This is a genomic window from Streptosporangium sandarakinum, assembly GCF_050942225.1.
Lineage (GTDB): Bacteria > Actinomycetota > Actinomycetes > Streptosporangiales > Streptosporangiaceae > Streptosporangium > Streptosporangium nondiastaticum.
Genome location: NZ_CP192034.1, coordinates 840,735 through 862,655, shown reverse-complemented (window position 1 = coordinate 862,655; position 21,921 = coordinate 840,735). Strand labels below are relative to the sequence as shown.

The following is a 21,921-nucleotide window of genomic DNA, read 5'->3' as shown; positions in this document are numbered from 1 at the left end:
TCCCGGAAGAGGCAGGCATGAGAACACGACTCGCATTCCTCGTCGCGCTCCTGGCGTCGTTCTTCGTCTGGGCACCCCCCGCCCACGCCGCCACCGGACTCCACGTGAGCGGCACCAAGATCCTTGAGGGGAACGGCACCCCGTTCGTCATGCGCGGCACCAGCCACGCGCACACCTGGTACCCGTCCCAGACCGCCTCCTTCGCCGGCATCAAGTCCCTCGGCTCCAACACGGTCCGCGTGGTGCTGAGCGGCGGGCGCTGGACCCCCAACACCGCCTCCGACGTGGCCGATGTCGTCTCGCTGTGCAGGCAGAACAAGCTGATCTGCGTGCTGGAGAACCACGACACCACCGGGTACGGCGAGCAGAGCGGCGCCTACACCCTCGACCAGGCCGTCGACTACTGGATCAGCGTGAAGAGCGCGGTCGCCGGCCAGGAGGACCACGTCGTCATCAACATCGGCAACGAGCCGTTCGGCAACAACGCCACCACCCCCGGCTGGACCCAGGCGACCTCCGCCGCGATCAAGCGGATGCGGGACGCCGGGTTCCAGCACATGCTCATGGTCGACGCGCCCAACTGGGGCCAGGACTGGAGCTTCACCATGCGCGACAACGCGGCGACCGTGTTCGCCGCCGACCCGCAGCGCAACACCGTCTTCTCCATCCACATGTACGGCGTGTTCGACACCGCCGCCGAGGTCACCGACTACATGCAGCGCTTCCAGACGGCGAACCTGCCGCTGGTGGTCGGCGAGTTCGGGTTCAACCACTCCGACGGCGACCCCGACGAGGACACGATCATGGCCCAGGCGCAGTCCCGGGGCATCGGCTACCTCGGCTGGTCCTGGAGCGGCAACGGCGGCGGCGTCGAGTATCTCGACCAGGTGACCAACTTCAACACCGCCGGCCTGACGAGCTGGGGCCAGCGTCTCTTCAACGGGGCCAACGGCATCGCGCAGACCTCCCGCGAGGCCACGATCTACGGCAACCCCGGCACCCCCGACACCCAGAAGCCCGGCAGGCCCGGCAAGCCCGCGGTCTCCGAGGTCACCTCCTCCGGCGCCAGGCTGACCTGGGCCGCCGCGACCGACAACGTCGGCGTGACGGGCTACGACGTCTACTCCGGCACCACGAGGCTCGGCTCGGCCACCACCGCCTCCCTCACCCTGACCGGCCTCACCCCGAGCACCGCCTACACCGTCCACGTCGTCGCCCGCGACGCCGCCGGGAACGTCTCCGACGCCTCCGACTCCGTCTCCTTCACCACCCTGGCCGGGCAGGCGAGCGGCTGCACGCCCTCCTACAAGCTGGTCAACTCCTGGCAGGGCGGCTTCCAGGGTGAGATCACCCTCAGGTGCACCGGTGCGGTCACCTCCTGGAAGACCACGCTGACCTATCCCTCCGGGGTCGGCGTCACCCAGGTCTGGAGCGCCAAGGTGACCGGCGGCGGGCCCGCCTACACCTTCACCAACGCCGACTGGAACGGCACGATCCCCGCCGGAGGCTCCACCACCTTCGGCTACATCGGCTCCTGGAACGGCACCGGCACCCCGCCCGCGCCCACCTTCTCCTGACGGCCCCTGACGACCCGCCCATGAGGGGGTACGGCCCGGCCGGCCGTACCCCCTCCCCTCACGCCGGTTCCGAAAGTTTCGGACCAGCGACACAAGTTTCTGATATCCGGGTCCCGGCTCCGCCGGGTCCGCCTCTCCCCAGGAAGGAACCACCCATGTCACGAACCCGCAGGGCGATCGCGGTCGGAGCGCTCGCCCTCCTGCCGGTCACTTCGGCCGTCGTCGCGGCGTCGCCCGCCCACGCCTCGGAGCCGCTGCGCGCGCACGCCGAGGCGCGCGGCAAGTTCATCGGCACGGCGGTGGCCACCACCCAGCTGGCGAACGAGGCGTCCTACCGGACCATCGCGGCCACCGAGTTCAACCAGGTCACACCCGAGAACGCGATGAAGTGGGACGCCACCGAGCCGAGCCGGAACCAGTTCAACTTCTCCGGCGCGGACGCCGTCGTCGCCTTCGCCGCGCAGAACGGCCAGCAGGTGCACGGGCACACCCTGGTCTGGCACAGCCAGACGCCGAGCTGGGTGGAGAACCTCGACGCCACCACCCTGCGCTCGGCGATGAACAACCACATCGCCACGGTCGTCGGACGCTACGCCGACAACCCCGTCGTCAAGTCCTGGGACGTCGTGAACGAGGCGTTCAACGAGGACGGGACGATGCGCGACTCGTTCTGGTACCGGAAGCTGGGCAGCGGCTACATCGCCGACGCCTTCCGCGCCGCCCGCGCCGCCGACCCGGACGTCAAGCTGTGCATCAACGACTACAACGTCGAGGGCGTCAACGCCAAGAGCACCGCCATGTACAACCTGGTCAAGACGCTGCGTGGGCAGGGCGTGCCGATCGACTGCGTCGGCTTCCAGGGCCACCTCTCCCTGCAGTACGGCTTCCCCGGCCAGGTCAAGGAGAACACCCAGCGCTTCGCCGACCTCGGGGTCGACGTCCGGTTCACCGAGATCGACGTCCGGATGGCGCTCCCCCGCGACTCGGCCAAGGACACCCGGCAGGCCACCTACTACCGCAACGTCATGGACGCCTGCCTCGCGGTGAGCCGGTGCGTGGGCGTCACGATCTGGGGCTTCACCGACAGGTACTCCTGGGTGCCCGACACGTTCCCGGGTGAGGGGGCGGCCCTGCCGTACGACGAGAACTACGGCAGGAAGCCCGCCTACACCGCGATCCACGACGCGCTGGCCGCCGGCGGTCCCGACCCCTCCGACACCACGCCGCCGACCGCGCCGGGCAGGCCGTCCGTGTCGGCCGTCACCTCCTCCGGGGCGACGCTGACCTGGACCGCCGCGACCGACAACGTCGGCGTCACCGGCTACGACGTCTACTCCGGCACCACGAGGCTCGGCTCGGCCACCGGCACCTCCCTCACCCTGACCGGCCTCACCCCGAGCACCGCCTACACCGTCCACGTCGTCGCCCGCGACGCCGCCGGAAACACCTCCCCGGCCTCCGGGACGGTGGGCTTCACCACCCTGGCCGGGCAGTCCACCGGCTGCACGCCCTCCTACAAGCTGGTCAACTCCTGGCAGGGCGGCTTCCAGGGCGAGATCACCATCAGGTGCGCGAGCGCCGTCACCTCCTGGAAGACCACGCTGACCTACCCCTCCGGGGTCGGCATCACCCAGGCGTGGAGCTCCAGGATGACCGGCAGCGGGCCCGCCTACACCTTCACCAACGCCGACTGGAACGGCACGATCCCCGCCGGAGGCTCCACCACCTTCGGCTACATCGGCTCCTGGAACGGCACCGGCACCCCGCCCGCCCCCGCCTTCTCCTGACGCCTCCCCGCGACCCGGCGTGGCCTCCACCGCTCCCCCCGCGGAGCCGGCCGCGCCGGGCGCGCTCTACGGCCTCAGTCCAGGACCGGGTGGTTGCTCCGGAACACCCCGCGCGGGTCTCGGGCCCGCTTGACGTCGCGGAGCCGGGCCAGGGCGTCGTCCGGGAAGGCCGCCGCCGCCCGCTCCCCCTTCCCGAGATAGGTGAACGGCTTGCGCCCGCTGACGTACCGCGCGAGACGGGCCACGATGGCCTCCTGCCGGTCCGCCACCGCGGGCACCAGCTCGGGGGCCGGCACGACACCGATCAGGCCGAGGGTGTACGGCTCGGCGAGGTGACCGCAGGCGCCGCCGCCCTCGGCCGGGCGGGCCAGCGCCCCGCCCAGGTGGCGGAGCTGCACGACGGCCAGCGGGGCGGTGGGCTCGGCCAGCAGCGCCCCGGCCACCGCGTCGTCCAGGGCGGTCAGCAGCTCCCCCCGGGCGAGGCTGTACGACGGGGCGGTGGGCTCGGCGCAGATGCCGCCCAGCTCGGCCACCGGGAGCATCCCCCGGCTGTCCATGATCGACCCGTCGATCTTGTCGAGGCGGCGCAGCAGCGCCCGGGCCTCACCCTCCTCGCCCAGGAACGTGGTGTCCACGGTCACCACGGACCGGCCCCGCAGGAACTCCGGGAGCTCCGGGAGCGGCGGCAGGTTCAGCAGCTGGAACCACACGGTCAGTTCCTCGGGGGCGTCCTCGGTGATCTCCCGGAAGGCGGCCAGCACCTCCGGGGCCCGCTCGACCGGCCACATGACGCGCCCGCCGTACAGGGCGGGCGCCGGGTGCAGATCGAACTCGATGGCGGTGACCAGCGCGAAGTCTCCGCCGCCGCCGCGCAGCGCCCAGAACAGCTCGGCGTCGGAGTCGGCGGTCACCGTGCCCCGGCGGCCCTCGACGTCGACGACCTCGAAGGCCCGGACGCTGTCGGCGGCGAAGCCGTACCGGCGGCTGAACCAGCTCAGGCCGCCGCCGAGGGTGTAGCCCACCACGTTGGGCGCGGGTGAACTGCCCGCCAGCCCGGTCAGACCGTACGGGCTCGTCGCCGACAGCACCTCGCCCCACGCCACGCCCGCCCCGACCCGGGCCGTGCGCCGCTCCGGCCGCACCTCCACGCCGCCGAGCCGCCGGGTCCGCAGCAGGATCACCCCGTCCGTGTCACCGGACGCGCCGTGGCCGCTCGGCTGGGCGGCCACCGACAGTCCCACCCGATGGGCGTGGGCGGCCAGCGCGGCCACATCGTCGGCGTCCTCGGCCTCCACCACGGCCCTGACCCGCTGGTCCACCGAGAGGTTCCACGCCTTCCTGGCCTGTTCGAACCCCTCGTCCCCGGCGACCAGTACCCGTCCTCTGACCGTGCGCCGCAGGTCGTCCCCGAATGTCATGATCTCTCCTCTTCCTTCGCGCCGCCATCGTCACGGAGGCGACTTGCGGAAGAGCTGGGAGCGGTTTGCATACGGCTTGAGCCCTGGGGCGGCGGCCGGTCGTCCCGCCGGACCCGCGGATCCGGGGGCCCGGCCGGTCCGGGGGTACGGCGGGCCGGCCGCGGGGTGTCAGCGGACGTCCCGGCCGATCCCGTGCTCGCGGAGAGCGGCGACGAGCCAGCGGGCCAGGCGGACGTGGCCCTCGCGGGTGGGATGGACCCCGTCGGGCAGCAGCGCGTCACCGCCCCAGCGCCGGTCGATCGGGTCCAGGAAGGGCGCCCGCTCCCCGGCGGCGACGGCCGCGACGGCGTTCCGCACCTCATAGGCCCACGGGGGCGCCGGGGTCATCCAGATGGGGCCGACCACGGCGATCCTGGTGCCCGGCCAGCGGGCCCGGACCGCCTCCAGCAGGATCCCGGCCGCCTGTCCGACCCGGCCGGGGGAGACACCGCGGTCGTTGTGCCCGCCGGAGACGATCAGCAGGTCGGGGGCCGGCCGCCAGGAGAGCTCCAGGGCGAAGGAGCCGAGGAACGTGCGCCCCACCCTGCCGGGGTTGACGTAGCCCGTCCCGGGCGCCCCGGCGGTGACGAGCTGCCAGCCCAGCTCGCGGGCCGTCTCGGCGGCGTAGGTCTCCCACGGCTCGACCGGCCCGGAGCCTGCGGTGAAGCTGTCGCCGATGACCATGACCAGCGGGGCCGCCGCCCGGCCGGACCCGAGGCGGTCGCCGGGCGCCTCCGGTCCGGCCGGCCGGGTCTCCCCGCCCGCGCATCCCGAAATAAGGCAGTAAATCCCGACAAGTAAGGCGAGTATCCATGCTCGGGGTCGTCCAGGAACGGGCCCGCGCATGCCACCTCGGGGATCTCTGGGCTGCCGACAGGGGTGCCGGCGGGGGCGCCGGCGGGGGCCGGTCCCGCGGGCGCGGCGGCTCGCGCTCGCCGCCCGGAGCGCCGCGCCGACCGGGCGAGGGCTCCGGCGCCGCCGCCCGGCGGGACCGTCATGAGCAGACCGGCGTCTTGACGCGCTCCCCGGCCTGAAGGCCCGGGGATTCAGCCCGTGCCGCGCGGTCACGCGGCGCCTCTGTGGCTTCCTGCTTCGCCGACCCGCGCCACCGCAAGCGGTGATCTCACCGGGTCTCCACAGGCGTTTAGCCTGTCCGCCCGTCCGGCGGCCAGGATGTTGATCGCCGCGTTGACGTCCCGGTCATGATCCGCCCCGCATGGGCAGGTCCATGACCGGACGGAAAGCGGCATCGATCCGGCGACGGCCCCGCAAGCCGAGCACAGCTTCGACGAGGGAATCCAGCGGTCGATCCTGGTGAAGGTTCGCCCATATCGGATGGCCTTGTACTCCAGCATCCGGGTGAAGGCCGACCAGCCCGCGTCATGGACGCTCCCGGCCAGTCTCGTGCGCGCCAGGCCCCTCACCGACAGGTTCTCCACGTACACCGCTTGGCTGCCGCGGATCAACGCGGCAACCGCCTGCCGGTCGTCCTTCTTCGACCGGAACCGGGGAGGAGCGACCTTCGGCCCCTTCCGCTTACCGGTGATCGAGGCGAAGAAGGTGCGGTAAGCGGCGTTCAGGTCGGCCAGAGCCTGCTGGAGCACCACGACGGAGACCTCGCCCAGCCAAGCGCGTTCCGGCGTCTTCTTCGCCTCGGTGATGACCCTCTTCGACGACTCCCCGTCACAGATGTACGGCAGGCCCGCCTCGCGGGCCTCGGTTCGTGCGCGCAACCCGTCGTTGAACACCACGCGGGCGCACCCGAACGCCCGCGCCAGCGCCTGGCGCTGGGCGGCATTCGGATGGAGCCGGTACCGGGAACGAAGCCGCACGGCCATCATCGTGCCACTCGACCATGACCGAGCGTAGGGGAATCCGGGCGATCCGTGAAAACATCGGCGCCCGCGCCAACGCCGCCTGCCACCCCGGCGAGCACACCATCGCCGAACGCGGGCGGCCGGCCCTTCGCCGTCCCGGCGCCCTGCGCCTGGTGGGCCGAACGACAGGACCAGGAAGGTCAGGGCACGCTCGCGCCCTGGCGGGCACTCCCGCGCGGGCCTTCACCCCCGCACCTGAAGGCCGGAGCACCGGCCCGCATTTCGGTAGCCCGGACCGGGAGCGCCGGTCCGCGGATCGTGGAATTCCCTCCGGCACGGATCCGGCGGCGGGACCACGGGGGCGACGGGCTCCCAGGCACCCCTTCGATCCCTTTCGTTCACTCCCGCCTCATCCGGTCTGCCGTCAGGGGTAGGTTTTTGAAATATTGCAGGTTGGGCCTTGCCCAAAGCATCACAAATAGGCAGTATCTGGCATTACGGGCCCCCTACCCCAGCCTCGTGTCGTGGTCACCGCCACCTCGTAGTACCGGTAGGGCGGCCCGTCCAACGCGGCCCGGGTCCGGCAGGCCGGAACCACCCGCTCGGAAGCACCGGCGGAATCCCGCCCGGCCGTATCCGCTCCCGAGCCCCGGCCCGCCGTACGGCCCCGCGCCGGAGGCCGGCTCAGCCGCGCCGGCCACTCCCGAAGGGACTCTCGACGCTGCCCTCGGTCACCAGCCGCTCCATCATCCGCCGCATGGTGTCGGAGTCGTTCAGGTGCGGGAACGGCTCACCCTCGGGAACGTCGACCCCCAGGAAGTCGCACAGCGGCTCCCAGCCCTCCCGGACGTCGAAGATCAGCAACCGGTCGGCGGGCAGGCTCTTCTGGACCGCGTCCACGTGGCGGTGGAACGCCTCCACGGCGACCTTCTCGCTCGGCAGCTTCTCCCCGAAGCTCCAGGTCTCGCCGAAGACGCTCCGTCCGATCATGTCCAGGACCGGGCGGAGCCTGGCCATCGCCTGGAACACGGCGATCGCCCCCTCCGGCATGCCCGGCGGCAGCTCCCGGCCGGGCCCGTTGGCGAGCAGGGTCCCCATGCTGTCGTACCAGCGGTGGGGGTCGCGCACGGTCAGGACGACCTTGGCGTCCGGATACGCCTCCGCCTGCTCGCGCCAGAAGAAGCTGGCCGGCCAGTCCTGGGTGGACCGGTAGCCCTCGAACACCCGCTCCCAGTCCAGCGGCTCGCCGGAGGCGGCGGGCAGCCACCGGTCGACGTGGTCCGGGTTGGAGAGGATCTCGAACATGTGGTAGCACGGGCCGAACCCCAGCCGCTCCAGCGCGGCCTTGGTCGAACTGGTCCCGGTGCGCGGGAACCCCGCGCCGATCACCTTCAGCATGTCGTCCCTCGCATTCGACGATCTCCGTATTCGCCCTCCGGCGGCATGCCCACGGCGCCGTTCGTCCACACCCGCCGGGATTCTCCTGTCCCGGAACGGCCATCCGGGTCGGCGGCTCACAAGGGTGACGCGCGGGACGGGGACGGCCCCGGCGGAGGTCAGCTGACCTGGGAGGCGGGGACGACCCAGGTGTTGCAGTAGCCGACCTTGGCGTACCGCCAGCCCTGGTGGATCCAGGCGGCGAAGTGCTCGCCGCTGCCGTGGTCGCGCAGGCCCGCGCCGTTCTGGTCGTCGCCGCGGCCGTACTCCGACTCCAGCACCTCCTGCCAGCGCGAGCCGGTGATGGCGAGCGGGGTGCGGACGCTGCGGGCGAAGACCCCGGCCAGGCACTGCGCCTGGAGCTCCGACCGGCGGCTGTAGGCGTTCTGGGCGGCCTTGGACCGGTTGGAGACCTCCCACCACCAGGCGCCGCCGATGCCCGCCATGGACTGCACGTGGTGGCCGTACTCGTGGGCGAGGACCGTCAGGTAGGGCACATGGTTCCCGGCCGGGTTCCGCCCGCCGGTCTGCTCGATCACGTGGCCCAGGCCGATGTACATGCCCCGGTTGGCGGGGCAGTAGTAGGCGGCGGTGTTCGGGGCGGGGTAGGTGCCGCAGGGGCCGCGGCCCGGACGGGACCAGTAGACCCGGCGCGGAGCCTGGAACACCGCCCCGGCCTGCGAGAACTTGCCCGCCCAGGCCCGGTCCAGGCAGGCGGAGACGGCGTCGAGGTAGGCGAGCATGTCCTGCGACCGGGTCGAGGGGCGCGGGGCGCGGCAGGACGTGGGAAGCATCACGCCGGTGCCGTACAGGGGGTTGCGCTTGAGACGGGCGGCGGTGTCGGTCCGTCGCATGGTGCGCAGGTCCACGACCTGACGGCGGGCGGCGGCCAGCGCGACGCGGGAGCCGGCGGCCGAGCCGAGGTTCAGCCGCTGCGGGGGCCGGAAGCTGGGCGGGGCGACCTCGGCGCCCTCGATCGGCTCGGGTCCGGGGCCCTCGGTGGCCACGGGACCCGACCCGGGGGCGGCCGGGGCCTCGACGTCGTCCCCGCCGGTCAGGCCGGCGACGACCACGACCGCGGTGAAGGCCGTGGCGAGGAGTCCGAGGACGCCGAAGGCCAGGGGACTCGACCCGCGCGACCGCATGTGACCGCCTTCCCGAGGAATGATCTACGCCCGGCAATCTAGCGGATACACACATATGTAGGTTTAAGGACTGAAAAATTGGTTACCGCCCATCCGCCACGGATGGGCGGTTCTCGATAGGCTCCCGAGCCATGGCGGGATCTTTGATGCATCGAGCGGCGAGGGGCCTGGCCGTGGCCGCCACCCTCGCGCTCGCCCTGGGCGCGTCCCCGGCCCTCGCGGCGGGCGCGGCCACCGTACCGGCGGGACGGACCACGGAGGCCGCGCAGGCCGGACGGGCCGCGGAGGCCCGGAACGCCGCGCCGGACGGGAGGGTGACGAAGGACGCCGTCGAGCTCCAGCTGCGGCCGGACGGCGTCCTGCACGTCAAGGAGACCCTGGAGTTCACGGGGACGGGGCCGACCCGCAAGCTGGTCACCCGGACGCGCTACGACGACGGCCACGACCGGGTCTACCAGGTCGCCAACCTGCGGGGCGGCACCCTGCAGGGAGACTCGCTCACCGTCACCGGCCGGAGCCCCGCCACGCTGGAGTACGACGTCAAGGGCGCGGTGACCCCGCTGGGCGACGCCCAGGAGCTGCGCTGGTACGCCGTGGGCGGCTGGCCGGTCCCGGTGGAGCTGGCCACGGTGAAGGTGACCGGGCCGGCCCAGCTTCAGAGCCTGTCCTGCTTCGCGGGCGTGCTGACCTCCGCGATCGGCTGCACCGCCGCCTCCCCCGACCACACCGGGACCACCGCGGACTTCGAGCAGCAGGAGCTCGGGGCGAACGAGATGCTGACCGTCGTCGTCGGCTACCCGGCGGGCGCCACCAAGGGCGCGCCGATCCTGCAGCGCCGCTTCGAACTGTCCAACGCCTTCACGCTGAACACCGTCACCGGCGGCGCGCTGGCCGGCCTGCTGGTCCTGCTGCTCGGCGGCCTCGGCCTCCTCTACTGGACGCGGGGCCGCGACGCCCGCGTGGTCGGCCACGAGTCGGGCGCGCTCGACGCGGTGCAGAACGGCCACTTCACCCCGCCGGACGGCGTGCGCCCCGGCCAGATCGGCACGCTCGTGGACGAGCAGGCCGACGTGGTCGACGTGACCGCCACCATCGTGGACCTGGCCGTCCGCGGCTACCTCCGCATCGACGAGCAGCCGCGCCAGACCTACGACGCCCCCGACTGGACGCTCGTGCGGCTGCCGGGCGCCCAGGTCGGCGCGCTCATGCCGTACGAGCGGGCGCTCTACGACGCGATCTTCGACGGCCGCGACGCGGTGCCGCTCTCCCAGCTCAAGGGCACGTTCGCGGCGAACCTCGGCAAGGTGCGCGACGCGCTCTACCGGGACGTGGTCACCCAGGGCTGGTTCGCCCGCCGCCCCGACACCGTCCGCACCCGCTGGACGACCGTCGGCGTGGTGCTCACCTTCGCCGGGGTGCTCGCCACCGTCGCGCTCGCCTGGTTCACCACGTACGGCGTGCTCGGCCTGGCCCTGATCATCGCGGGCGCCGCGCTGGCCGTGGGCGGGCAGTACATGCCGGCCAAGACCGCCAAGGGGTCCGCGGCGCTGGCCCACACCCTCGGCTTCCGGGAGTATCTCGCCCGGGGCGAGGTCGGCGCCGACGTGCCCCAGGCCCAGCGGGTGGAGCTGTTCTCCCGCTACCTGCCGTACGCGGTGATCTTCGACAGCGTGGACCGCTGGGCCCGCGTGGTCTCCTCGGTCACCGGCAACGGGCAGCAGGCCGACAACCTGTACTGGTACCACGGCCCCGCCGAGTGGGACCTGTCGAAGTTCGCCGACTCGATGCGGACGTTCACCACGACGACGTCGGGCGCGATCTCCGCGACCCGGCAGCTCCGCTCCCTGTAGACGGTTCCGGACGGCGCCTCACCGGGAGCGCGGTGGGCGGTCCGGGGCGGCACCAGGTGAGGAGGCCGCGGGCGGTTCCGGCGGTTCCTCGCCAAGAAAGGATCAAATCGGGCGTGCGCCTCGCGGGCGGGGGAAGGACCACGGTCCCCCGCCCGTCTCACCGACGACTGGGAGGAGCCGCCATGAGGATCACCGCCCGACCGCACCAGCTTCCGGCCCGTGTCGCCGCGGGGCTCGTCATCCTGGAGTCCGGGCTGTCCATGGCCGCCTCGAACGGCGAGCGCGCCCGGCAGACCCACGGCATGGCCGCCGGGACCTACCCGTTCCTCAAGGACCTGGACCCGGAGGAGTTCACCCGCTGGCTCGCCAAGTCGGAGATCGCCCTCGGCGCGGCTCTTCTGCTCCCGGTGGTGCCGTCGGCGCTGGCCGGCGCCGTCCTCGCGGCCTTCGCCGGCGGGCTGATGGGCCTGTACCTGCGGACCCCGGGCCTGCGGCGGCAGGGCAGCCTGCGCCCCACCCCCGAGGGGCTCGGCATCGTCAAGGACGTCTGGCTGCTGGGCATCGGGGCGGGGCTGGTGGCCGAGGAGCTCCGCGGGGACTGACCGCCGCGCGACTCCGTGCCGCCCCGGCGGCGGGTGACCGCCGGGGCGGCGCGACCGCGGGCGGTCAGGAACGGCGCAGGCGGACCTCGCCGACCGGCCGGCCGCCGCCGTACAGCACCCCGGCAGCCAGCTCGTCGAGGTCGGCGCCGGAGAAGCCCAGCGCGCGCAGCGCCTCGACCGTGACGGGGGTCCGCGCCCGCTGGCCGCCGTCCTCGATCTTGACGGTTCCGGCGCGCCCGTCGCTGAAGGCGAACGCGTCGAACGCCTCGGCGCCGGCCTTGAGCATCAGGCCGGGCACGGCGCGCATCAGCCGGGCCTCGGCCCGCCGGGTGCCGGACGTCCACTCGGGGTGGGCGCGGAAGGCGTCGGCGATGCGCCGCTCGGGGGTGCCGGGCTCGGCCAGCACGAACGCGCGGAACGCCCGGGTCACGCCCACCATCGAGACGAAGAACAGCGGGGCGCCGCAGCCGTCCACGCCGGTGGCGGCGACGCGCTCGCCGGTCAGCTCCTCGACCACCTCGCGGATGGCCCGTTGCAGCGGGTGGGCCGGGTCGAGGTAGGTCTCCACGGGCCAGCCGTTGGCGACGCAGGTGGCGAGCATCGCGGAGTGCTTGCCGGAGCAGTTCATGTGGACGCGGGCCGGTCCGCCGCCCGACCGCAGCACCTCGTCGCGGGCGGCGTCGTCCCCGGGCAGGTCCTCCGGGCAGAGCAGCGCGCTCTCGTCCAGCCCGGCCCCGGACAGGATCTTCCTGGCCCCCTCCACGTGGAACGGCTCCCCGGAGTGGCTGGCGCACGCCAGCGCGAGCAGCTCACCCTCCAGGGCCAGGCCGTGGCGCACCATGGCCAGGGCCTGGAGCGGCTTCATCGACGAGCGCGGTGAGACCAGGGCGTCGACCGCGCCGTGCACCCTCACCGGAGACCCGTCGGCCTCGACGGCCAGCATTCGCGCCCGGTGGGTGGACTCCACGAACCCCGAGCGGACAACCTCGACAACCAACGACTCAGCAGACACCTTTGTCTCCTTTCGCGTGGATTCTAGGGTCGCCGGGTGCGCGAGATGATGGGGGGCATGCGTGCGGTGGTACAGCGGGTGAGTTCCGCTTCGGTGACTGTGGACGGCGTGACGGCCGGGGCGATCGACGAGCCCGGCCTGCTGGTGCTGGTGGGGGTGACGCACACCGACACCCCGGCCGAGGCCGCGAGGCTCGCCGCCAAGCTCTGGGGCCTGCGGATCCTGTCCGGCGAGAAGTCCTGCTCCGACGTGGGCGCGCCGCTGCTCGTGGTCAGCCAGTTCACCCTGTACGGCGACGCCCGCAAGGGCCGCCGCCCCACGTGGCAGGCCGCCGCACCCGGCCCGGTGGCCGAGCCGCTGGTGGAGGCGGTCTGCGCCGAGCTGCGCGCGCTGGGCGCCCGGGTGGAGACCGGGGTGTTCGGCGCCGACATGAAGGTCGCCCTGGTCAACGACGGGCCCATCACCCTGGTCCTGGACATCTGACCGGCGACCGGGGAAGCCCTGATCACGTCACCTTAGGCTTGCACCGCGCGGGAGAACCGAGCGACGCGGGAGACGCGGGCGCGGGGAGCACGAGCGACGCGCGGGACGCGAAGGAGCCGGAGAGCATGAGCGACGTGCGGGACACGAGGGACGCGGGGAGCGCGGGGAGCGCGGGCGACGCGGCGGACGCGCGGGCGCTGCACGCCTGGATCGCGGGGCACCGCGCCGACATGCTCGCCGACCTGTCGGACTACGTCTCGCTGGAGACCCCCAGCAACGACAGGGCACTGCTCGACGCGGCCCTCGCGTGGCTCGACGGCTACCTGACCGCCCGGCTGGGCGCCCCCGCGGCCACCCGGCGCGTCGACGGCGGGCCGTACGGCGACATCCGGGTCAACGACTACCCCGGCCGGGGGACAGCGCCGATCCTGCTGCTCGCCCACTACGACACGGTGTGGCCGGCCGGCACCCTCGCCTCCTGGCCGTTCACCGTCGAGGGGGACCGGGCGAGCGGCCCCGGCGTCTTCGACATGAAGGCGGGGCTGGTTCAGCTCGTCTGGGCGCTGCGCGCGCTCGACGCCGCCGGGCTTCCCCGGCCGCCGCTGCGGCTGCTGCTCAACGGCGACGAGGAGATCGGCAGCCCCGCCTCCCGGCCGCTGATCGAGGAGGCGGCCGGTGACGCCGCCGCGGCGCTGGTGTTCGAGGCGAGCGTGGACGGGGCGCTGAAGACCGAGCGCAAGGGCGTCGGCATCTTCCGCCTGGAGTTCACCGGGGTCGAGGTGCACGCCGGCCTCGAACCGGCCAAGGGCGCCAGCGCGATCGACGAGCTGGCGCGGGCCGTACGCCTGCTGCACGACCTCACCGACCTCGACGCCGGAACGACCGTCAACGTCGGCGTCGTCTCGGGCGGCACGGGCTCCAACGTCGTCGCCGGCGCGGCCCGCGCCGAGGTGGACGTCCGCGTCGCCAGCCAGGCCGAGGCGGCCCGGGTGGACGCGGCCCTGGCCGCCCTGCGCCCGCACGACCCCCGCGCCTCGATCGAGGTCACCGGCGGGTGGAACCGTCCCGTCATGGAGCGGAGCGAGGGCACCGCCCGCCTGTTCGGGCGGGCCCGCGACGTGGCCGCCCGGCTGGGCCTCGACCTGTGCGAACGCTCGGTCGGCGGGGCCAGCGACGGCAACTTCGCCGCCGCGCTGGGCCTGCCGGTCCTCGACGGGCTCGGCGCGGTCGGCGCGGGCGCGCACGCCCGGCACGAGCACATCAGCGTGGACGGCATGCTGGAGCGCGCCGCCCTCACCGCCGCGCTCCTGCGCACGCTGGCCTCCTGACCGGCGGCCGTCGCCTTTCCGGCGAGCCGGGACCGCCGGACGGCCCGGCCCTTTTCCGAGGCGCCGGGCCGTTCCTCAGAGGCCCGCCGCCGTCTCAGCGGATGCGGCGGCGCAGGGCGGGGTCGATGGCGACGTTGCGGCCGGCGTCCGGCGGCACGACGACCTCCTGCGCCGCGGCCACTCCCCCGGCCTGGAGCGTGGCGTCCACCGGCACGGTCCGCTTGACCATGGCCAGCGCGACCGGGCCGAGCTCGTGGTGCCGGGCGGCGCTGCCGACGAAGCCGACCTCCGCGCCGTCGTGGGTCACCGGGTCGCCGTGCCGGGGCAGGGTGTCCACGCTGCCGTCCAGGTGCAGGAAGACCAGGCGGCGCGGCGGGTGGCCGAGGTTGTGCACCCGGGCCACGGTCTCCTGGCCCCGGTAGCAGCCCTTGCTCAGGTGCAGCGCCGGGCCGATCCACCCCACCTCGTGCGGGATCGTCTTGTGGTCGGTCTCGAAGCCCAGGCGGGGGCGGTGCCCCTCGATCCGCAGCGCCTCGTAGGCCCACAGCCCGGCCGGGGCCATGCCGCCCAGCCGGTCGGCCAGCAGCGCCCGCGGCAGCAGCACGTCGCCCCCGATGACGACGGACCTCTCGGGCGGGGCGACCGGCGTCCCTTCGGCGACGGACACGACCGCGTAGTCGCCGGTCACGTCGGCGATCTCGACCCGGAGCATGAACCGCATCTTCTCCAGGAACGCGACCAGTTCGGCCGACGTGCCCGGCTCGACGTGCGCCCACACGGCCTCGCCGTCGTCGACGAGCGTCAGGTGGTGCTCCACGCGGCCCTGGGCGTCCAGGAACAGTGTCTGGGTCGGCACACCGGGCTTGAGATCATTGAGCTTCTGCGACGTCAGGTCGTTGAGCCAGCTCAGCCGGTCGGGCCCGGAGATCCGTACGACCTCGCGGTTGCTCCGGTCGACCATCGCCTCGCCCGCGAGGAACGCGCGCTGTTCGGCGAACGGGTCGCCGTAGTGTCCGGCGACGTCGGCGTCGGGGGCCTCGGCCGCGACCGCGCCGGGAGTGTCCAGCAGAGGGCTTCGCATGGTCCCAAGCCTACGAGCCCTCAGCGGCACTTACGGCAACGCCCGAACACCGTCAGGTGGTGGACGTTGACCGCGAACCCCATCTCCTCGTCGAACCTGGTCACGAGGTCCTGCACCAGCTCGGGCGCGACCTCGTCGATCTCACCGCACTCGTGGCAGACCAGGTGCACGTGGTCGGCGTCGGCGGCCAGATGGTAGGTCGGGGCGCCGTGCCCGAGATGGGTGTGGGTGACCAGGCCGAGTTGTTCGAGCAGTTCGAGGGTGCGGTAGACGGTCGAGATGTTCACCCCGCGCGCGGTCTCCCGCACCTTGGCGCAGATCTCCTCGGGAGTGGCGTGCTCGGCGGCCTTGATGGCCTCCAGCACCAGCTGGCGCTGCGGGGTGACCCGGTAACCGTGCGCCCGCAGTTGCTCGTGCCACGACGTCTCGGACATGCCCAGAGTCTAGGGTCTGTTCCGCCGCGGGAGCAGCCCGCCGCGTGCTCGGCCCGGGTCACGTCCAGCGAGGTGGTGTGGAGCCGCCTCCGGGTCTCACGCCTGGACGGATCTCCAGGACTCCACGGTCGCTCCGACGATGGCCTCGATGCGGTCTCCGTACGTCGAATGACCGTCGGACACGAAGCTGCCGTCTCTGAACGGCAACCCGCAGAACGTGGCGCGGAAGTGCCGCGGAGGTCCACCGGGCGGGAGCGGTTCGTATGCCGCCAACGGTGCCATGTCGTAGCCCGATCCCACCCCGTGCCTGTTCCGCGCCACCTGATGAGCCGCTACGCGAAGCAGCGCGTCGAGACCCTTGTCCAGATAGAGCTGCAACTGCCGGAACTGGCCGTCGAGGTACTTCTCATGAGCCCTGGAGGGATGCTGCAGGAGGTATGCGCAGACCACAGGCGCGTGCCACCGGTACATCTGAGGATCAGCCTGCTCCTCGGCGAGGATCGCGTGGTAATAGTCCGCGCACACGCCCAGCGGGCCGGCCACCGCACCGCAGTCGCACCGAGCCGCAATGGGATCGTCTTCCATGATCTGCAACATAGGGGGCCGGCGACGGCCTCGTCGACGAGTTTTCGGCGCCACCGCCCGCGGCGGGGCCGGGGTGATCGTTTCGGCAGGCGGAAAAAGGTTTGCCCGCGGCTGACCCGAGCGCATAGCTTTGGGGCACGCAGAAAGGAGGTGGTCCAGACAATGGTTGACAGTTCTTGGGCTAGCGAGGTGGCTGTCCGCTAGGACGCCGCGACTCCGGACTCTGTCCGGACGTCTCGCGACGTTCGGCGAATCCATGACAATCACCGGAACCCCGGGCTGCCGGAGGGCGGGACGCGAAGATCCCGTCTATGGTCCATCCGGCCCCGCCGTGAACGGCGGGAGCAGGCCCGGGGTTCTTTTCTTTCCCCGGTGCCCGCCGGCCCCAGCGGAGTGAACGCACGGTTGACCTGGCAAGCGAGGACGGTCGAGCAGGCCGTGCCGCTCCGGAGCGGCCCCTCGGCGGCATGACCGGGAGGGGAGAAGTTGGAAATGGCGTAGACGCAGGTGAGATCTTGGTCCCATGAGCACGATCGATGACGTCATCGCCCTGGCCGCCGCCCACGGCCCGCGCCTGTCCGCGCAGGGCGCCACCGTGAACGAGGCGGGCTTGGACTACCGCGTCGTCATGGCCTCCGACGCGACCGACCGGAGGTGGGTGCTGCGCGTACCGCGCCGCGCCGACGTCTCCGAGGGCATGGCCGCCGAGACGCGCATCCTCGATCTGGTCGCCCCCATCCTGGCCGAGCACGGCGTCGCGGTCCCCGACTGGCGGGTCCGCTCCCCCGAGCTGATCGCCTACCCGGCCCTGCCCGGCTCCCCGGGCCTGACCCTGACCGACGCCGGGGAGCCCGACTGGCACATGGACCCCGCCAGCCCGGACTACGCCGAGCGTCTGGGGCGCCTGCTGGCCCGTCTGCACTCCATCACCCCGGAGCAGGCCGAGGCCGCGGGCGTCGAGGTCCGCACCCCGGCCCGGGTACGTCAGGCGTGGCGGGACGACATCGCCCGTGTGAGCGAGGCCTTCACCGTCTCCCCCGCCCTGACGGAGGCCTGGCGGGCCTGGCTCGATGACGACACCTGCTGGCCCGAGCGGACCGTGATGACCCACGGCGAGATCTACCCCGCGCACGTGCTGTTCGACGAGGAGGGCACGATCACCGGGGTCCTGGACTGGACCACCGCCCGCGTGGACGACCCCGCCCGTGACCTGTCCGCCCAGTACGGCGCCGCGGGCGAGGAGATGCTGCAGGCCGCCCTCACCGCGTACGAGCAGGCGGGCGGGCACGTCCACCCCGGCCTGGCAGCCCAGGCGAAGCACCTGTGGGACGCCTCCCCGATCGGGTACGCCCTGTACGCGCTGACCACCGGAGCCGAGAGCGACCTGGCCGCTGCGGCGGCGATGCTGAACCCCGGGGCCTGATGCCCTGCCCGGTCCCGAGACGGCGCGCCTCACCGGAGTGGGAAGGTGCGCCGTCGTCGTTCCCGGAGGTCCGTGGGGGCACACGAGACGGGTCAGCCCAGGAGTGAACGCTCCTGCCCGGGTGCCGCCCGTCCGGCTCTCGGACACGCGGCGGCCCGGCCGGCCCTAGCCGGCCTCCGACACGAAGTCGGCCACCTTCTTGAGCTCGGCGGAGATGTGCGACTGGATCGGCTGTCCCACCGCGCCCATGTCGTAGGCCCACATCAGGTTGCCGTTGACCAGGCCGTAGAGGCGGTGGCCCGCGGTGTACTCCTTGGCGGTGGCGGTGCGGGCGACCACGTCGGTGTGCAGCTCGATCTTGTGGAAGACGACCTCGCCGACGTAGATCTCCACGACCCCGGTGGGGTGCGTCAGGCACACCTCCAGCTGGCGGTCGGGAAGCTGCCGCCAGTAACCGGTCTCGGTGGCCAGCTCGCGGACCCGATCGCCCGCGTCGTTCAGGAGCCAGGTGCGGCTCGTGTAGGTCAGGAACGGCTTGCCGTTGTGACCGAAGACGATCTCCTGCCCGAAGTTGAAGCTCTCGATCGTCGGGTATCCGCCCACTCCGGCGCCCTCCCACCGGCCCAGGAGGAAGGCGATCGGCTCAAGGTCGGGGTGCAGTTCGGGAACGTCCATGGACACGAGCCTAAGGCCGCCCCGGTACGGCTCGCGCCCCCGGTTCCCGCCCGCATTAGGCTGCGTACCATGGCACGTTCACTGGTGATAAAGGTGACCGCCGGCGCGGACGCCCCCGAGCGCTGCAACCAGGCGTTCACGGTGGCCGCGGCGGCGCTGGCGAGCGGGGTCCCCGTCTCGCTGTGGCTGACCGGCGAGGCGTCGTGGTTCGCCCTGCCCGGCCGGGCCAAGGAGTTCACGCTCCCGCACGCGGCCCAGCTCGGCGACCTGCTCGACGCCGTCCTCGCCGGGGGCCGGGTGACGCTGTGCACCCAGTGCGCGGCCCGGCGGGACCTGACGGCGGACGACCTGATCGACGGCGTGCGCATCGCGGGAGCCTCCACCTTCGTCGAGGAGGTCCTCGCCGAGGGCGTCCAGGCGCTGATCTACTGAAGGGCGGCGACCCGCCGGGAGGCGGGTCGTCAGGCCTGCTGGGGGAGCACCGCCGTCAGCCGCTCCTGGCGGAGCCGGTCGTACCACGAGTCGTCGATCGGCGGGAGCTGCGCGCCGACCGCCCAGGTGAGCAGGAGGTCGGCCAGGCCCGGGTTGCGGGCGAGCGCCGGGCCGTGGAGGTAGGTGCCGACGGTCTTCCCGGCGTAGCAGCCCTCGGTGCCGTCGCCGTTGCCGGTGCCGACCGCGGTGCGCGCCAGCGGGCGGACGCCGGGCCCCAGCCGGGTGACGCCCATGTGGTTCTCGAACCCGGTGAGCATCGGGATGCCGAGCGCGGGGTCGGCCTCCCCGGCCAACTCGCCGACCGCCCGGCCGGAGCCCCGGCCACTGGCGATGTCCAGCAGGCCGATGCCCTGGACCGGCTGGCCCTCCTCGCCGCCGAACGTGCTGCCCATGATCTGGTAGCCCGCGCAGACCGCCAGCAGGGTCGCGCCGCGCGCCACGGCCCGGTTCAGGCCGCCGTCGCGGCGCAGCCGTTCCGCGGCCAGGATCTGCGGCCGGTCCTCGCCGCCGCCGATGAGGTAGATGTCGCCGCTCTCCGGCACCGGGTCGGCCGAGCGGACGTGGATGGTCTGCACCGGGATGCCACGGCGCTGGGCGCGCTGCTCCAGGATCAGGACGTTGCCCTGGTCGCCGTAGGTGCTCAGCAGGTCGGGGTAGATCCAGACGAGCCGCAGGATGCTGTCAGACTGCACGGTCGAACTCCGCTCGGATCTGCTGGAAGGCGGTGTAGTTGGCGATCACGTCGACCTTGCCCGGCGGCTGCGCGGCGAGCGCCTGCTCGAAGGACGCCACGAGCTGGAACGGCACGTTCGCCACGTCCAGCCGGAGCGCGAGGTCGAGCATCCGCTCCCCGGTCACGAAGACCGGCCTGCCACGCAGGACGCGGTAGTCGACGTCCCACAGCCAGGAGGTGTCACGGCCGTCGGGCCCCTGGGCGTTCACCGAGAGGATGACCGGCAGCGAGCGGTCGAGCACGTCGAACGCCTCCAGCCAGCCGGCGGGGTTCTTGGCCAGCAGCAGCCGGGCGCGGCGGCCGTCGCGCTCGACCGTGGTGTAGCGGCCGGCGACGGACCTGACCTCGCGCAGCCGGGGCAGCGCCGCCTGGACCGGCAGGCCGAACGCCTCGGCGGTGGCCAGCGCGATCGCGGCGTTCGCCCGGTTGGCGCGGCCGGGAAGCTGGAGGTCGAGGACCCAGCGCTGCCCGCGCGGGTCGATCACCGCGTCGTCGTCGAGGAACCAGGAGGGCTGGGGCCGGCGGAAGGAGCACTCGCGGCAGGCCCAGTCGTCCTCGACCGGGCGCGGGACCATCGCCAGGGGGGCCGCGCCGGCGACGTGGCCGCCCGGCGGGGTGTAGTCGACCCCCTTGCGGTCGAGCGGGCCGCCGCACTCGGGGCAGCACCAGGAGTCCTCCTTCCAGGGCTGCCCGGCCGCCACCCAGGTCACCCGGGCGGCGGTGGAGGCGCCCCAGGCGACCAGCGGGTCGTCGGCGTTGGCGATCACGTGGGTGTTCTTGCCGGCCAGGGCACGCCGCCACTTCTGGGCGAGCAGCCAGATCTCGCCCGCCCGGTCCATCTGGTCGCGGCTGAGGTTCATCAGGGCGATCACGCCCGCGCCGGTGGCGTCGATCACCGCGGGGAGGTACTTCTCGTCGACCTCCAGCACGCCGTACGGAGCGTCCTTGGCCGACGCCAGCGCCGACACGTGCCCGGCGGGCATGTTGGCGCCGAAGGCGTTGGTGGCGACGTCGCCGAGCTCCTGGAGGGCGGAGGTGATCAGGCGGGTCGTGGTGGTCTTGCCGTTGGTCGCGCTCACCAGTGCGAGCCTGCGGTCCCGGGCGAGCTGGCTCAGCAGGTCGGGCTCCAGCGCCAGGCCGATCCGGCCGCCGATCACCGATCCGTCGCCGCGGCCGGTGGCCCGGGACAGGGTCGCGGCCGTCCGTCCGAGAGCGCTCGCGAGCTGAGCCCGCAGCGGAAGCTGTGTCATGACCTCTCCTCGCCCAGCGGCCCCGTCGCGGGACGACTCAGCATCCGGGGCTGGTCCGCCGAATCGTTCATGCCGCGATACTAGCCGGGGTTCGGCATGGTCACGGTCCGGCAACGCCCGCGAAAGGGCCGATCACGAAGGTCGCACCGTCCGTCCCGTTCGTACGGCGTGCCTGGCTCGCCCTATCACAGGGTGCCGCCTCCGAGGCGTCCGAGCCGCCCGTGCCGCCCCGGCCGCGCCGCGCGCCGTACGGCGCGCGCCGGTCAGTCGGTGAAGGCGAGTTCGACGTCCTCCGGCGCGGCGGCGTCGAACGGCAGCACGAACCGGCGCGGCCACGCCAGCACGGTCTCCAGCCACCCCGCCCCCATCGTCTGGGCGACGTGCCGGAGCCGGTCGGCGGGAGCGACGCCGATCGTCACCGTCTGGATGTCCCGCTCCACGCTCTCGCGCTCGTCGTCGCCGAGGATGACCCGCCAGGCCAGCGCCCGGTTGCGGTCGGCCTCCATGGACAGCGGGTGGTGGCGCAGTGCCCTGGCCCGGTGCCCGAGCAGCTCGGCGCCGCCCGGCGGAGGCGTGACCAGCGGGTAGTCCGGGGCCGGGGCGGGCGAGTGCGGATCGGGCGCGGGCCGGTCGTGCGGGAACAGCCGGTCCACCTCGTGCAGCCAGCGGACCTGCGGGATGACCCATTCGGGGCCGGGCCGTTCCGCGCCCTCTCGTTCCGGGCCGAGCAGCCGGGTCGCGGTGGCCGCCACC

21 protein-coding genes are annotated in these 21,921 nt (G+C 73.1%); 8 read left to right on the top strand and 13 right to left on the bottom strand.

Going from position 1 to position 21,921, the window contains the following annotated elements; all coding sequences use genetic code 11:
- Positions 1–17 precede the first annotated feature (17 nt).
- Complete coding sequence (locus ACQP10_RS04205) at positions 18–1,577, top strand: cellulase family glycosylhydrolase (protein WP_433540927.1); 1,560 nt, start codon at positions 18–20, stop codon at positions 1,575–1,577.
- Positions 1,578–1,732: 155 nt separating this feature from the next.
- The gene (locus tag ACQP10_RS04200; RefSeq protein WP_433540926.1) at positions 1,733–3,364 is read left to right on the top strand and encodes an endo-1,4-beta-xylanase; all 1,632 of its coding nucleotides are present in this window, start codon (positions 1,733–1,735) and stop codon (positions 3,362–3,364) included.
- Positions 3,365–3,438: 74 nt separating this feature from the next.
- Here ACQP10_RS04200 and ACQP10_RS04195 read toward each other — a convergent pair whose 3' ends face one another.
- The 5 genes from ACQP10_RS04195 to ACQP10_RS04175 form a co-directional block, all read right to left on the bottom strand.
- Positions 3,439–4,782 carry an FAD-binding oxidoreductase gene (locus ACQP10_RS04195; protein ID WP_433540925.1) on the bottom strand — a complete coding sequence of 448 codons (1,344 nt, stop codon included), beginning with the start codon at positions 4,780–4,782 and terminating at the stop codon, positions 3,439–3,441.
- A gap of 168 nt (positions 4,783–4,950) precedes the next feature.
- Positions 4,951–5,505 carry an SGNH/GDSL hydrolase family protein gene (locus ACQP10_RS04190; protein ID WP_346017675.1) on the bottom strand — a complete coding sequence of 185 codons (555 nt, stop codon included), beginning with the start codon at positions 5,503–5,505 and terminating at the stop codon, positions 4,951–4,953.
- A gap of 380 nt (positions 5,506–5,885) precedes the next feature.
- Positions 5,886–6,653 carry an RNA-guided endonuclease InsQ/TnpB family protein gene (locus tag ACQP10_RS04185; protein ID WP_433540924.1) on the bottom strand — a complete coding sequence of 256 codons (768 nt, stop codon included), beginning with the start codon at positions 6,651–6,653 and terminating at the stop codon, positions 5,886–5,888.
- Positions 6,654–7,322: 669 nt separating this feature from the next.
- Entirely contained in the window at positions 7,323–8,036 is a 714-nt protein-coding gene (locus tag ACQP10_RS04180) for a sulfotransferase family protein (protein ID WP_346017677.1), read from the bottom strand.
- 158 nt (positions 8,037–8,194) lie between these two features.
- A complete protein-coding gene (locus tag ACQP10_RS04175; protein WP_346017678.1) occupies positions 8,195–9,220 on the bottom strand; it encodes a neutral zinc metallopeptidase in 1,026 nt (341 codons plus the stop codon).
- A 146-nt stretch (positions 9,221–9,366) separates the two neighbouring features.
- On the opposite strand from ACQP10_RS04175, the gene ACQP10_RS04170 reads away from it, so the two are divergent.
- Both ACQP10_RS04170 and ACQP10_RS04165 read left to right on the top strand, forming a co-directional pair.
- Complete coding sequence (locus ACQP10_RS04170) at positions 9,367–11,070, top strand: DUF2207 domain-containing protein (protein WP_389991164.1); 1,704 nt, start codon at positions 9,367–9,369, stop codon at positions 11,068–11,070.
- 182 nt (positions 11,071–11,252) lie between these two features.
- Positions 11,253–11,672 carry a hypothetical protein gene (locus tag ACQP10_RS04165; RefSeq protein WP_433540923.1) on the top strand — a complete coding sequence of 140 codons (420 nt, stop codon included), beginning with the start codon at positions 11,253–11,255 and terminating at the stop codon, positions 11,670–11,672.
- A gap of 64 nt (positions 11,673–11,736) precedes the next feature.
- On the opposite strand, the gene ACQP10_RS04160 is transcribed toward ACQP10_RS04165, so the two are convergent.
- Positions 11,737–12,684, bottom strand: coding sequence for an asparaginase (locus ACQP10_RS04160; protein ID WP_389991172.1), 948 nt, complete (start codon positions 12,682–12,684; stop codon positions 11,737–11,739).
- 57 nt (positions 12,685–12,741) lie between these two features.
- Here ACQP10_RS04160 and dtd point away from each other — a divergent pair, with 57 nt between their 5' ends.
- Both dtd and ACQP10_RS04150 read left to right on the top strand, forming a co-directional pair.
- Positions 12,742–13,167 carry a D-aminoacyl-tRNA deacylase gene (dtd, locus tag ACQP10_RS04155; protein WP_346017681.1) on the top strand — a complete coding sequence of 142 codons (426 nt, stop codon included), beginning with the start codon at positions 12,742–12,744 and terminating at the stop codon, positions 13,165–13,167.
- A gap of 230 nt (positions 13,168–13,397) precedes the next feature.
- The gene (locus tag ACQP10_RS04150; RefSeq protein WP_433541874.1) at positions 13,398–14,495 is read left to right on the top strand and encodes a M20 family metallopeptidase; all 1,098 of its coding nucleotides are present in this window, start codon (positions 13,398–13,400) and stop codon (positions 14,493–14,495) included.
- Between the two features lie 94 nt (positions 14,496–14,589).
- Here ACQP10_RS04150 and ACQP10_RS04145 read toward each other — a convergent pair whose 3' ends face one another.
- From ACQP10_RS04145 to ACQP10_RS04135, 3 genes are all read right to left on the bottom strand, one after another.
- Complete coding sequence (locus tag ACQP10_RS04145; RefSeq protein ID WP_433540922.1) at positions 14,590–15,576, bottom strand: YgfZ/GcvT domain-containing protein; 987 nt, start codon at positions 15,574–15,576, stop codon at positions 14,590–14,592.
- A 20-nt stretch (positions 15,577–15,596) separates the two neighbouring features.
- Positions 15,597–16,010 (bottom strand): Fur family transcriptional regulator, encoded by a 414-nt coding sequence (locus tag ACQP10_RS04140; RefSeq protein WP_179819887.1) that lies wholly within the window; start codon positions 16,008–16,010, stop codon positions 15,597–15,599.
- Between the two features lie 96 nt (positions 16,011–16,106).
- A complete protein-coding gene (locus tag ACQP10_RS04135; protein ID WP_346017684.1) occupies positions 16,107–16,595 on the bottom strand; it encodes a DUF5946 family protein in 489 nt (162 codons plus the stop codon).
- 523 nt (positions 16,596–17,118) lie between these two features.
- Between ACQP10_RS04135 and ACQP10_RS04130 the strand changes: the two genes are divergently transcribed.
- Positions 17,119–18,018 (top strand): macrolide 2'-phosphotransferase, encoded by a 900-nt coding sequence (locus ACQP10_RS04130; RefSeq protein ID WP_346017685.1) that lies wholly within the window; start codon positions 17,119–17,121, stop codon positions 18,016–18,018.
- Positions 18,019–18,183: 165 nt separating this feature from the next.
- Here the strand turns inward: ACQP10_RS04130 and ACQP10_RS04125 are convergent, their stop codons facing one another.
- Complete coding sequence (locus tag ACQP10_RS04125; RefSeq protein ID WP_433540921.1) at positions 18,184–18,693, bottom strand: FABP family protein; 510 nt, start codon at positions 18,691–18,693, stop codon at positions 18,184–18,186.
- A gap of 69 nt (positions 18,694–18,762) precedes the next feature.
- Here ACQP10_RS04125 and ACQP10_RS04120 point away from each other — a divergent pair, with 69 nt between their 5' ends.
- Positions 18,763–19,125: a DsrE family protein gene (locus ACQP10_RS04120; RefSeq protein WP_346017687.1), complete on the top strand. Its 363-nt coding sequence runs from the start codon at positions 18,763–18,765 to the stop codon at positions 19,123–19,125.
- Positions 19,126–19,154: 29 nt separating this feature from the next.
- On the opposite strand, the gene ACQP10_RS04115 is transcribed toward ACQP10_RS04120, so the two are convergent.
- The 3 genes from ACQP10_RS04115 to ACQP10_RS04105 all read right to left on the bottom strand — a co-directional run bounded on the left by ACQP10_RS04115 (position 19,155) and on the right by ACQP10_RS04105 (position 21,920).
- Positions 19,155–19,877, bottom strand: a complete 723-nt coding sequence (locus tag ACQP10_RS04115; RefSeq protein ID WP_346017688.1) for a type 1 glutamine amidotransferase — start codon at positions 19,875–19,877, stop codon at positions 19,155–19,157.
- Positions 19,867–21,168 (bottom strand): MurT ligase domain-containing protein, encoded by a 1,302-nt coding sequence (locus ACQP10_RS04110; protein ID WP_179819900.1) that lies wholly within the window; start codon positions 21,166–21,168, stop codon positions 19,867–19,869. Before ACQP10_RS04110 ends, ACQP10_RS04115 begins: the two co-directional genes overlap by 11 nt.
- 263 nt (positions 21,169–21,431) lie before the next feature.
- Positions 21,432–21,920 (bottom strand): hypothetical protein, encoded by a 489-nt coding sequence (locus tag ACQP10_RS04105; protein ID WP_433540920.1) that lies wholly within the window; start codon positions 21,918–21,920, stop codon positions 21,432–21,434.
- Position 21,921: the final 1 nt, after the last annotated feature.